The organism is Nakamurella sp. GG22 (assembly GCF_052976845.2).
The window spans coordinates 13,487-25,499 of record NZ_JBRIIO020000019.1 but is presented as its reverse complement, the minus strand read 5'-3'; the positions used below and the strand labels follow the sequence as shown (position 1 = coordinate 25,499).

Genomic DNA, 12,013 nt, shown 5'->3' with positions numbered 1-12,013 from the left:
GGCGCGGCTGCCCGGTCCCGGCGACCTGGTGGTGGCCGCCGGCGCCGGGGTGACGGGGCTGCCGGTGATCCGTTTCCTGGCCGGCACCGGAGCCTCGGTCGTCGTCACCTCGAATCGTCCGGCGCCTGCCGAGCTGGCCGCGATCGCCGGTGACGTCTCCTTCGCCGGCGACCTGCAGGCGCCGCCGCCGAACACGGCCATGGTGGTGACCTCGGCCGGGATCCCCCCGACGAACCCCCTGCTCGCCGCGGCCGTGGCCGCCGGCATCGAGGTCATCGGCGAAGTCGAGCTCGCCTGGCGGCTGGACCAGGCCGGTGGCGCACCGAGGGACTGGCTGGTGGTCACCGGGACCAACGGCAAGACCACGACGACCGGCATGCTCGAGTCGATCCTCCGGGCGGCCGGCTTCCATGTGACGGCCAGCGGGAACATCGGCTGGCCCGTGCTGGAGGCGGTGCTGGCCGGCTCGGGCCCGCCGGTCGACGGCGGCCATGGGTCCGCCGACGGCGTGCGGCGGCAGGACCTGATCGCGGTGGAACTGTCCAGCTTCCAGCTGCACTGGGCGCCCGGCATCCGCCCCGCCGCCGGGGTGGTGCTCAACGTGGCCGAGGACCACCTCGACTGGCACGGCTCGATGGAGGCGTACTCGGCCGCGAAGGCGCGCGCGCTGACCGGCCGGGTGGCGCTCGGGGTGATCGACGATCCGGGTGCGGCGGCGCTGCTGTCCGCATCACCCGCCGGTCTGGTCGTCCCGATCATGAGCGGCCGGCCGTTCCCGGGTTCGCTCGGCGTCCGGCAGTCGATGTTGGTCGACAACACCTTCGGCCAGGACGTGATCATGCCGGTCGCCGACGTCCGACCGGCGGGCGAGCACAACGTCACCAACGCGCTTGCCGCCGCCGGCCTGGCGCTCTCCGTCGGTGCCACCGGGGTCCGCGCGTTCGAACCCGGCGGGCACCGCAATGTGCTGGTCGCCGAGCACGCGGGTGTTGCGTACTACGACGATTCGAAGGCCACCAATCCGCACGCCGCGCTCGCCTCGCTGCAGGCCTATCCGAGGGTGGTGTGGATCGCCGGCGGCCAGCTCAAGGGTGCGGCCGTCGACGACCTGGTGCGCCGGATCGCGGGGCGGTTGGCGGGGGTGGTGATGCTCGGTGTGGACGCCCCGATCATCGCCGCCGCACTTTCCCGACACGCGCCCGATGTCCCTGCTCTGCTCGTGCCCGGCAAGGACGATGAGGTCATGCGCACAGTGGTTCGTGCGGCCGCGCGAATGGCCGCCCCGGGTGACGTCGTCCTGCTGGCGCCGGCGGCGGCATCGCTCGATATGTACAGCTCGTACGCCGCCCGCGGCACGGCGTTCGCCGAGGCCGCCCGGGCGTTGACGATGCAGCCGGGTGCTGCGGCGGCCGGAGCCGGCTCGTGAGCGTGACGTCACCGCCGTCCCGCTCGACTCCAGAAGGATCGACGCCACCAGGATCGACGCCGGCAGGATCGCCGGCCCCGGGATCGCCGCGTGCCGGATCTTCGCCGGCGGGGCGGTCGGGCCGCACCGCGAAGGGTGCCAAGCCGCGCCGCGAACCCGGCCGAATCGGCCGGGCCTTCCAGTCCGGCCGGAAACTGACCGTCGACTGGCTCGACCGGCCGATGACGTCGCTGCATCTGGTGCTCGCGCTGTTCGCGCTGATGCTCGGTTTCGGGCTGCTCATGGTGCTGTCCTCGTCGTCGGTGTCCGCGTTCCGGCAGGGCGGCTCGTCGTTCTCCGTCTTCGCCAACCAGGCGACGTACGCCGCCCTGGGTCTGATCTGCTTCTGCGCCACCCAGTTCGTCCCGGTCCGCTGGCTGCGCTCGACATCGACGGCCGCGGTGATCGTCTCGCTGGCCCTGCTGGTCCTCGTGGTGGCGACCGCCGCACCGATCAACGGCGCCAAGAGCTGGATCCGGATCGCCGGATTCCAGTTCCAGCCCAGCGAGATCGCCAAGCTCGCGCTGCTGCTGTGGGTGGCCCATGTGCTGGCGGCGCGGCGGTCGACGCTCGGTTCGCCCAAGGCGTTGCTGATCCCGGTGCTGCCGGTGTTCGTGCTGATGGCAGGGCTGATCATGCTGCAGCCCGACCTCGGCACCACCGTCGCCCTGACCATCGTGTTCATGGCCGTGCTGTTCTTCGCCGGTGCGCCCTGGTGGACGTTCGCCGGCCTTGCCGCCGCCGGGGTCGCCGGCTTCTTCTACCTGGCGATCTCTGCGGAGTACCGGCTCGCCAGGCTGCTCTCGTTCATCAACCCGGAGGAGCATCCAGACGTCTCGTACCAGCTGCTGCAGAGCCTCTACGGGATGGGCAACGGCGGCTGGTTCGGCGTCGGACTGGGCCAGTCCCGGGCCAAGTGGAGCTATCTGCCCAACGCCGAATCGGACTTCATCTTCGCCATCGTCGGCGAGGAACTCGGGCTCATCGGCGCGGGCATCGTGCTGCTGTTGTTCGCGGTGCTCGCCTACACCGGGCTGCGGATCGCCCGCCGCAACGTCGACCCGTTCGTCAAGAACGTCGCCTCGGCCTCGACCGTGTGGCTGGTCGGGCAGGCGGCCATCAACATCGGCTACGTCGTCGGGTTGCTGCCGGTCACCGGGATCCCGCTGCCGATGATCTCCGCCGGCGGCACGTCGCTGTTGATCACCATGGTGGTCTTCGGGCTGCTGGCCAACTTCGCGCGCCGCGAACCGCAGGCCGCTGCCGCACTGCAGGCGGGTGGTGGCGGCCGAATCGCCCGCTTCCTGGGTGTTCACCACGGGGACGGGACGGAGCGCAAGCCCGTGATCCGCCGTCGGCGACGCGGAACGACGTCCCGGCCCGCCACCGCGCCGGCTCCGCAGCAGGCGTCCGGCTCGGGACGGCCACGCCCGGCGGCTGGGTCGACCCGGTGGTTGCCGCCTGCCGGCTCGGCCCCGGCCCGCTCGGCTGCTCCCGGCCCGGCTGCTTCCCGCTCGGGGGCTTCCGGTCCGGGTGCTTCCCGCTCGGGTGCTTCCCGCTCGGCTCAGTCCCCGGCCCGCTCCGGGCAGCCGGCTGCCCGGCGGCCCGCGCCTCCGGTCGACCCACGTCGTGCTGCCTCCGCTGACCCGCGTCGGGCTTCGTCCGGTGACCCGCGTCGGGCTTCGTCCGGTGATCCGCGTCGGGCTTCGTCCGGTGATCCGCGTCGCGCGGCGTCGGGCGATCCGCGCCGCTCGCAGCAACCACGTTCCGGCAGTACTCCGGCCGGCCGCGGCGCAGACCCGCGGCGGGGCAACCCACCGCGCCCTGCTCAGCCCGGATCCAACGGAACCAGGAGCACCGACGATCCTCGTCGACGCGGTCGGTGGTTCGGCGCGTGACCAGTGTGCTGCTCGCCGGCGGCGGCACCGCCGGCCATGTCGAACCGGCGCTGGCGGTGGCCGACGCGCTCGTCGTCATCGACCCGACGATCCGGATCACCGCGCTCGGCACCGAGCGCGGACTGGAGACCACCCTCGTGCCGGCCCGCGGATACGACCTCGAGCTGGTGCCCGCGGTGCCGCTGCCCCGTAAGCCGTCGAAGGATCTGCTGACCCTCCCGACGCGCCTGAACGCGGCCATCAAGGCCACCAGGGCGATCATCACCGAGCGCGCCGTCGACGTCGTCGTGGGCTTCGGCGGTTACGTGGCGTTGCCGGCCTATCTAGCGGCCCGCGGCAGGGTGCCGATCGTGATCCACGAGGCGAACGCCTCCGCGGGACTGGCCAACAAGGTCGGCGCGAGGTTTGCGGTGTCGGTCGCGGCAGCGGTCGACGGGACCGGCCTGAAGAACGCCCGGGTCGTGGGAAACCCTGTGCGGCGCAGCCTCTCCGAGCTCGACCGTGCAGGCTTGCGGGCGGAGGCCAGGGAGTTCTTCGGCCTGCATCCCGACGCCCCGACGCTGTTGGTCTTCGGCGGTTCGCAGGGTGCGCAGCGGATCAACGACGCGGTCGCCGCGGCGGCACCTGATCTGGCACAGGTTGGCGTCGGTGTGCTGCACGCGTACGGCAAACGCAACACTCTCGAACTGCCGGAATTACCTGCCGGCGCACCGCCGTACGTCGCGGTGCCGTACCTGGATCGGATGGACCTGGCCTACGCCGCGGCGGACCTGGTGCTCGCCCGGTCCGGGGCGATGACGGTGGCCGAGATCGCTGCGGTCGGCCTGCCCGCCGTGTACGTCCCGCTGCCGCACGGCAACGGCGAACAGCGGCTCAACGCCTCCGCGCAGGTGGCCAGCGGGGCCGCGATCATCATCGACGACGGCGACTTGGACCGGAAAGCGGTGGCCACCAAGGTGGTTTCGCTGGTGATCGACGGCATCATGCGTGACGGGATGACGGCGTCGGCCGCCGTCACCGCCGCGCAACGCGCCGACGAGGTGGTCGCCCGGATGGTGCTGGACGCGGTCGCCGGTGCGGGGCGGCCGTGATCGTCGCGACGACTCCGGTCACCGCGGAGGGCTTCTCGCTCGAACGCGCGCATCTCGTCGGTGTCGGTGGTGCCGGGATGAGCGGCATCGCACGGATCCTCGCCGACCGCGGATTCGCCGTCTCCGGCTCGGACTCCCGCGACTCCGCTGTTCTCACCGGGCTCGCAGACCGCGGTGTACTGACCGCGGTGGGGCACGACCCGGCGAATCTGCGGTTGCTGCCGGGCGGGCCGACCGCGGTCGTCGTGTCCACAGCGGTGCGCATCGACAACCCGGAACTGGTGGCGGCCCGCGAGGCCGGGATCCCGGTGGTCCGGCGGGCGGATGCGCTGGCCGCCTTGATGAACGGCTACCGCGGCGTGTGCATCGCCGGCACCCACGGCAAGACCTCCACCACCTCGATGCTGACGGTCGCCCTGCAACTGGCGGGGGCTGACCCGTCCTTCGCGATCGGCGGTGAACTCACCGGATCCGGGCTCGGCGCCCACCACGGCACCGGCGACATCTTCGTGGCCGAGGCTGACGAATCCGACGGTTCCTTTCTTTCCTTCGCCCCGCACGGCGCGGTGATCACGAACCTCGAACCGGACCACCTCGACCACCACGGCACGGCCGAGGCCTACACGGCGGTGTTCGACCAGTTCGTCGACCGCATCGAACCGGGCGGCTTCCTGGTGGCTTGCGCGGACGACCCCGGCACCGCGGCGCTGCTGCAGCGGACACGGTTGCGCCGGCTGATCAGTTACGGCCGCACCGAGTCGGCGAGCGTCCGGCTGCTGGAGGTCGAGGCGTCCGGTGCCGCCGTGGTTCGACTGGCCGACGGGCGGGAGGTGGAGCTGCGGCTCTCGGTACCCGGAAATCACATGCTGCTCAACGCCATCGCGGCGTTGGCGACCGGTGTCGAACTGGGCATCGCGCCGCAGGCGCTGGCCGACGGCCTGGCCGGGTACACCGGCGTCCGGCGCCGCTTCGAGCGCAAGGGCAGCGCCGCCGGGATCACCGTGTACGACGACTACGCGCATCACCCCACCGAGGTGGCGGCCCAGATCACCGCAGCCCGCAGCGTTCTCGGTGAGCTGTCGACGTCCGGGGCCGGACGGCTGGTGATCGTCTTCCAGCCTCATCTGTACTCCCGGACGGCGACCTTCTCCGACGCGTTCGGGGTCGCTCTCGGAGCCGCGGATCTGGTGGTGCTGCTCGACGTCTACGGGGCCCGGGAGGATCCGAAGCCGGGCATCAGCGGTCAGTTGATCGCCGACGCCGTGCCCGCCGGCGCCGCTGCGGTGCTCTACCACCCGGACCGCGCGTCGGCCGCCGAGTACGTGGCCGGCGTGCTGCAGCCGGGCGACGTCGTGATCACCATGGGCGCCGGTGACGTCACCACCATCGGCCCGGAGTTGTTGACGCTGTTGGAGGCTCGTGATGGGTGAGACGCGCAAGTCCCGCGGATGTCCGGTGGGGTCGGGATGAGCACCGCCACCACCGGCCGTCGCGCCGGCCGCGACCCGCTCCCCGCCGCCGATGAATCCAGGTTGCAGCGCTGGCGCCGCAAGCTCCACCTCGGCGGAAAGTCCGATGCTTCTGACGGTTCTGACGCTCCCGACGGATCCGAGGCTTCCGACGGATCCGATGGCGAGCCCGACGCCGCCGATCGCCGGCCCGGCCGGCAGCGGCGCGACACCCCGCGCCGCTGGCCGTGGATCGTCGCCCTCAGCCTGGTGCTCGTGCTGATCTGCGGCGCTGTTTATGCGGTGTTCTTCAGCCCGCTGCTCGGCCTCAAGACGGTGACCATCACCGGGGCACCCGACGCCGTCGCCGCGAAGGTCCGGGCTGTCACGCCCGCCCCCGACGGAACAGCACTCGCCCGCATCGATCTCGATGCCGTGGCCGCGAGCGTCGAGTCGGTTCCGGAGGTCGCGGAGGTCGAGGTCTCACGGGGCTGGCCGGACACGTTGAACATCGTTGTGGCGCCGCGGGTCCCGGTGGCGGTCACCGCGGCCAACGGGCGGCTCTGGCTGCTCGACTCGACCGGCGATCCCTACCTCGCGGTGGGCGCCGCCCCGCCCGGCCTGGTGACGGTGCAGCTCGTCGCGCCCGGAGCGGGGGACCCGTCCACCGCTGCGGCGCTCGCTGTCGCGTCGGCGCTCACCCCGGAGTTCCGCGCAACGGTGGCGGCGATCTCGGCACGCACCCCGTTCGACGTGGAGATCGACCTGACCGACGGCCGCAAGGTCATCTGGGGCGCCCCCGACGCGTCCGCGCAGAAGATGCAGATCCTCCCGGCACTGCTGGCCGCGCAGCAGGGCACGCAGTACGACGTCACCGACCCCACTCTGGTGACGGTGCGCTGACCGGGTTGGCGCCCGGCCCCCTCGGGTCGAGTGTCGTTTGTGCAGGGAAATCGTCGCTGTGGGGGGCGTTTTGCCCTGCTGGTGTGGCAGTGGATTGTCCGGGGCACGCCGCCGGCCGCCCCGCCGGCCGGACGTGGTCCCGCCGGCGGGTGGCCCCCCTTGCTGAGTGGGTGGCCCGACCAGTCGAAGCTGCACGCACCAGGGAGAAACCGTCTGCCGGTGAGTTCCCACGGCGCAGCAGGTCCACCTCCTGAAGAACCGAAGAGGAAGGAACACCCATGCTGGAGAACAAGAAGGCGTTCAGCGGTTACTCCGTCGACGACATCCCGGCCGCCAGGAGGTTCTACGCCGACACCCTGGGCGTCGAGGTCACCGAGGAAAACGGGATGCTCATGCTGCACACCCCGGGCGACCACGTCACAGTGCTGTACCCGAAGTCCGACCACGAACCGGCGACGTTCACGGTCCTGAACTTCGAGGTCGAGGACGTGGAGGCCACCGTCGACGAGCTCACCGCGCACGGTGTCAGCTTCGAGAAGTACGACTGGGTGGACGCGAAGGGGATCAACCGGCAGGGCGGCCCGTTGATCGCCTGGTTCAAGGACCCGGCAGGCAACGTGTTGTCCATCATCCAGACCGACTGACCCCGGCCTGATCGCCCGGGATACCGTCGGGGATGCCCCGCCGCCCTCCCAAATCGCTGCGCAGAGCGACGTCGGACTATCGGGCGCGCGGCGGCGACTCCAAGCCGAAGGACGCTCCTGCGCCGCTCTGGGGACGGCAGACCCAGCACACCCGGGACGGCGACTTCCTGGTGACGGCGGTGACGGGCGCGGCGGCGCGGAAGGCCTACCGCTGCCCGGGATGCCAGCAGGAGATCGGGGTCGGCACTCCGCATCTGGTGGTCTGGCCCGCAGACGATCTGTCCTGGCTGCATTCGGCCATGGACAGCAGGCGTCATTGGCACAGTTCCTGCTGGCACCGCCGGTCCACCCGGGGCGGCCCCGGACTGCTGAGCTGAGGAACGTCAGGCCGCGAGGAACAGTGCCAGCACCGCGGTGTCGGCGTCATCGAAGGGGTTGATGCCGGCGCGGCTGACCATGCTGGTGATGTTGCCCTCGCGGTCGGCCTCCACCCATGCCGCGCGGTGGTCGAGGCCGAGATGCGGTAATCCGGGTAGCAGGACACAGCCGGAGGCGACCTCGTCGGATTCCGGGAGGGTGGGCCGGATCTCCGTGGGCGGGTGCAGCACGATCAGCCCGGGCGGTTGATGATCGGCGAACTGGCCCGGCAACACGGCGTTGTCGCCGACAACGGGTCCCTCGGCGATCACCACACCGACGGTGCCCGGTGCCGGGTCGTCGGGGAGTTCCTCGCGGACGCGGAAGATGGTGCTCGTCGGCAGCATGCCGGGCACGCTCGCAACCCGAACCGCGAGCAGCAGGAAACGCGCCCACTCGACGGTGCTGGCCGGCCACCGTCCCGACACCATAAACCCGCTCAAAAGCCCTTCGGCATGAAATGGCGAAACTTCGACCGAATGTTCATCGGCATGTCTCATGGCTTTCAACCTCCGTTGCGGGGGCGGTGATCCGTCATGGTGAATCACATGCGTGTTAGCACACAAGGCCCCCTGAGTGCTAAGCGTTTTCGCATGTCACAGGCTTGTCACCGCCGTGTTTCCAGGAGCACCGAACGGGGAACTCTGCAGCACTCCTCGGTGTCGGCGGCCTTGTAACAATTCGGTGGGACGTGCCGGAGGTCACCTGAAGAGGCAGCTACCGACGGTTTCCTCCACCTTCAGGGAGGATCGAAACGCCCACCGCGATACTGACCGAATGACACCTGCGGTCACCTTTTCCCAGAAGCCGATCCTGACCGGGCAGCGGGTACTGCTTCGCCCACTCGGGCCGCAGGACGTGGACGACGTGATGGTCGGGCTGACCGATCCGGACATGATCCGGCTCACCGGTACCCACACGGTGTTCAGCAGGGAGCAGATCGAGCAGTACTGCAGGACCCGAGCCGATCATGACGACCGACTCGACTATGCGGTCCTCGATCTCGACACCGGCTCGTTCCTCGGCGAACTCGCCATCACCGAACTCGACCCGGACAACCTCTCATGCGGTTTCCGGATCGCCCTGCGCACCTCGGTGGCCGGCCGCGGGTTCGGCACCGACGCCACCCGGCTGATTCTCGATCATGTCTTCTCCCTCGGGATTCACCGCGTCGAATTGGAGGTCTATTCCTTCAATCCGAGGGCCAGACGGGTCTACGAGAAGGTTGGATTCATCCGCGAGGGAACGCTCCGTCAGGCACTCCGCTGGGAGGGCCGGTGGATCGACGCGGACGTCATGGCCGTGCTGGCCACCGACCCCCGATAGCGGGTTTGTGCGACATGACTAGTCAAGCGTCACAAACGATCTGGACATCTCCAACCAGCCGGTCGGCCGCATCGATCGCGGCGGACAGCTCCGCAGGGCGGCGTCCGAGGACCGCCAGCAGAGCGTGCGCGCGAGAGCCGAACCCGTGGGGAGCTGACGGAAGGGCCGCCGCGGCTGTGACAGCACCCTTCTCGTTGATCAGCCAGCGACGGTCCCGCGCGTGCAATGCGTGGGCGCACAGCATCACCACCCTGAACAGGCATCCGGAAATGTAAGCGGTGTCTTCCCTTCCGACGCCCTTACGCGCGAGTCCGATCAGGAATGACGATTCCCACAGGCAGTCCGTGACGAGCGCATTCCCCAGTGCCGCGGGATAGTGCCGCACCGATCGCTGCACTTCCGTCAACTCCCCGGTCGGATCGGCCAGGACGATGCCCAGCGCCAGTTCGCCGGGATATGAGAATGACGCAACGCCGAAGGGGTGGCCGATCTGTTGGTGGGATCCGTACCGGCCCTCCTCGGCGTCCGCCCAGCAGGCAGCGACCCGGTCCAGGTCGCGATAGATCCAGTCCACCGCGACCCCGTCCACGGTCAACCAGCCGCCGCCGTCCACCCACGGGCCCCATGCCCCGGGTTCCGTCACGGACGCGTCCGGACCCGACACATCGACGGCCAGTGCCTGCAACGCCGCGACGTCCAGCGCCGGCCGGTAGTACACCCCGAGATCGACATCGGATTCGGCGGTGTGCTCCCCGCGGGCCCGACTTCCACCCAGGACGACCCCGATGACGCCGCTGACAGCGGTGAGCCTGCGCGCCATTGCGCTCAACCCCAGATCCGCCGTCACACATGGCATTGTCGCGGACGCTCGGGGGTCGCGCGCGTACTTTTACGCCATGCCGATGATCACCGTTGCAGACACCGCCGCCGGACCGACTGCTGCGGGGCAGGACGCGACCCGGCCTGCTTACCTCGCCGAACCCGTCCCGGTCAGTGACCGGCCGGGCCCGTGGCCGGGTGTGATCGTCGTGCACGACGCCTTCGGGTTGGGCGATGACATCCGTGAACAGGCTGACTGGCTCGCGGCCGCCGGCTATCTCGCGCTGGCGCCCGACCTGTACAACGGCCGATCGATGGTCCGCTGCATCAAGGCGACGTTCGGCCAGTTGACCGCCCAGCAGGGTCCGGTGTTCCAGCAGATCGAGGCCGCCCGCACGCATCTCGCAGCCCTGCCGAACTGCACCGGGACAGTCGGAGTCATCGGCTACTGCATGGGCGGGGCCTTCGCGCTGCTGCTCGCCGGTCGGCCCGGCTACTCCGCGGCCTCGGTCAACTACGGGCCGCTGCCGGAGAACCTTGATGAAGTGTTGGCGGGCGCATGCCCGATCGTCGCCAGCTACGGCGGCCGGGACACTGCATTCAAAGGGGCGACGGGGAGGCTGGCGCCGGCGCTGGCGAAGGCGAACGTCGTGCACGACATTGAGGAGTACCCGAACGCCCGACACGCCTTCATCAACCGGATCGCGGTTGCGTCACCGCTGACAGTGCTTATGAAGGTGGCCGGGATCGGCTACGACCACGATTCCTCCGCCGATGCCAAGCGCCGCATCCTGGGATTCTTCGATGCCCACCTGCATGCCGGTCAACCCGCTGTCGCGGGTGGAGGCTCGGCGGCGGAGTAGCGGACGGTCACCCGACACCAACCCCCTGTCGCAGGCGGGGGCTCGGCGGCGGAGTAGCCGGACGATCACCCGATACCCACGGGGGACCGAACCGCACGGGGCGTCCGGAGGCCCACACCGACGGCCGACCATGGCATCTCGGTCACGCTGTCCAGCAGCCAGGGAGCGGCCGCCCGCAGCGGTGCGATCAGCCGCGCACCGTCGGCGGGGGTTCCGAGATGCGCGAACCCCACCCGCAGCGCCTCCCTGCCCCGCAGCCCGGCCGGCACACCGGCGTCGTCCGGCAGCTGGTGACGGGACAGCGAGGTGCTGGTGTTGGCGGGCAGCAGCGCGGCCCACGCGTGATAGTGCTGCAACGCAACGGGATCGGTGTCCACGGCCAGCCACATCGCTCCTGCGTAGAGGCTGGGAAGCGGAACCAGATCGACGACCATCGCGGTGACCGTGCCGACGCCGCGACGGATTCGCGAAAAGAGCAGCGGGTCGCTGTGCCGGTGCACCCACGTCAGATCGCCGGTCGCGGTCACGAACTGCAGAGCCGTGATGTGATCGGCAGAGAACCCGAAGCCCGCCTGTGTGGAGGCCGGAACCGTCGCCTCCGCAGTGCCGGCACCGGGGGCGAAAAGGCCGTGCGGCTCGGCGGCGTCAAGAACCTGGCGCCAGCCTGCCGCTACTCCCACCGTCGCGGTCCGCGAGCCGGGGTCGATCCGCACGCCGGCCAGCAGCCGGGTGACGATCAGGACGGTGCCGTCGCCGGTGGTGCCGGCCGGGGTCTGGACGCTCACCCGCCGTCCGGCGCGCGCCGCCGCCCGGACCGCGGCGGCGACGTCGGCGGCCCGGGCAGCGATGACCACCAGTTCCGGGCCCTCACCCGTCGTCCGGGTGAAGCCAAAGGTTGCGGCCGGGAAGCTCGGCTCGTCGGGTGTGACGACGTCGCCCAGCACGTTCGCCCGGATGGCGACGGCGAGGTCGGTGGTGGTGAACGGGCTCGCGATGCTCATCGGGATCTCCAGTCGGTGCGCTCAGGTACCCGGTCATCAGACGGGGCGGCACTGAAGAACCGTTGAAGGTCCACTGAAGAACCACTGGAACGGCGTGGCGGTCGGGCCGATCGCCGACGGTGGAACGTCCGACCGCCG

Annotated in this window: 12 protein-coding genes; 9 read left to right on the top strand and 3 right to left on the bottom strand. The window is 70.4% G+C overall.

Going from position 1 to position 12,013, the window contains the following annotated elements:
* Positions 1-7: 7 nt before the first annotated feature.
* The 7 genes from murD (at position 8) to ACVBEQ_RS18390 (ending at position 7,826) form a co-directional block, all read left to right on the top strand.
* Entirely contained in the window at positions 8-1,426 is a 1,419-nt protein-coding gene (gene murD, locus ACVBEQ_RS18420; protein WP_447154826.1) for a UDP-N-acetylmuramoyl-L-alanine--D-glutamate ligase, read from the top strand.
* Positions 1,427-1,647: 221 nt separating this feature from the next.
* Complete coding sequence (gene ftsW / locus ACVBEQ_RS18415) at positions 1,648-3,363, top strand: putative lipid II flippase FtsW (protein ID WP_447154752.1); 1,716 nt, start codon at positions 1,648-1,650, stop codon at positions 3,361-3,363.
* Positions 3,348-4,454, top strand: coding sequence for an undecaprenyldiphospho-muramoylpentapeptide beta-N-acetylglucosaminyltransferase (murG, locus tag ACVBEQ_RS18410; protein WP_447154751.1), 1,107 nt, complete (start codon positions 3,348-3,350; stop codon positions 4,452-4,454). Before ftsW ends, murG begins: the two co-directional genes overlap by 16 nt.
* Positions 4,455-4,531: 77 nt before the next feature.
* The gene (gene murC / locus ACVBEQ_RS18405) at positions 4,532-5,884 is read left to right on the top strand and encodes a UDP-N-acetylmuramate--L-alanine ligase (RefSeq protein ID WP_447154825.1); all 1,353 of its coding nucleotides are present in this window, start codon (positions 4,532-4,534) and stop codon (positions 5,882-5,884) included.
* A gap of 36 nt (positions 5,885-5,920) precedes the next feature.
* Positions 5,921-6,805 carry a cell division protein FtsQ/DivIB gene (locus ACVBEQ_RS18400; protein WP_447154750.1) on the top strand — a complete coding sequence of 295 codons (885 nt, stop codon included), beginning with the start codon at positions 5,921-5,923 and terminating at the stop codon, positions 6,803-6,805.
* A gap of 278 nt (positions 6,806-7,083) precedes the next feature.
* Positions 7,084-7,449 carry a VOC family protein gene (locus ACVBEQ_RS18395; protein ID WP_447154749.1) on the top strand — a complete coding sequence of 122 codons (366 nt, stop codon included), beginning with the start codon at positions 7,084-7,086 and terminating at the stop codon, positions 7,447-7,449.
* Positions 7,450-7,481: 32 nt separating this feature from the next.
* A complete protein-coding gene (locus tag ACVBEQ_RS18390) occupies positions 7,482-7,826 on the top strand; it encodes a hypothetical protein (protein WP_447154748.1) in 345 nt (114 codons plus the stop codon).
* 6 nt (positions 7,827-7,832) lie between these two features.
* Here the strand turns inward: ACVBEQ_RS18390 and ACVBEQ_RS18385 are convergent, their stop codons facing one another.
* Positions 7,833-8,297, bottom strand: a complete 465-nt coding sequence (locus ACVBEQ_RS18385; RefSeq protein ID WP_447154747.1) for a peptidase — start codon at positions 8,295-8,297, stop codon at positions 7,833-7,835.
* Positions 8,298-8,643: 346 nt separating this feature from the next.
* On the opposite strand from ACVBEQ_RS18385, the gene ACVBEQ_RS18380 reads away from it, so the two are divergent.
* A complete protein-coding gene (locus tag ACVBEQ_RS18380; RefSeq protein WP_447154746.1) occupies positions 8,644-9,192 on the top strand; it encodes a GNAT family N-acetyltransferase in 549 nt (182 codons plus the stop codon).
* 22 nt (positions 9,193-9,214) lie between these two features.
* Here ACVBEQ_RS18380 and ACVBEQ_RS18375 read toward each other — a convergent pair whose 3' ends face one another.
* Positions 9,215-10,048, bottom strand: a complete 834-nt coding sequence (locus ACVBEQ_RS18375; RefSeq protein WP_447154745.1) for a nucleotidyltransferase domain-containing protein — start codon at positions 10,046-10,048, stop codon at positions 9,215-9,217.
* Between the two features lie 46 nt (positions 10,049-10,094).
* Between ACVBEQ_RS18375 and ACVBEQ_RS18370 the strand changes: the two genes are divergently transcribed.
* Positions 10,095-10,874, top strand: a complete 780-nt coding sequence (locus tag ACVBEQ_RS18370; protein ID WP_447154744.1) for a dienelactone hydrolase family protein — start codon at positions 10,095-10,097, stop codon at positions 10,872-10,874.
* Between the two features lie 65 nt (positions 10,875-10,939).
* Here the strand turns inward: ACVBEQ_RS18370 and ACVBEQ_RS18365 are convergent, their stop codons facing one another.
* Positions 10,940-11,875 (bottom strand): FAD-binding protein, encoded by a 936-nt coding sequence (locus ACVBEQ_RS18365; RefSeq protein WP_447154743.1) that lies wholly within the window; start codon positions 11,873-11,875, stop codon positions 10,940-10,942.
* Positions 11,876-12,013 lie beyond the last annotated feature (138 nt).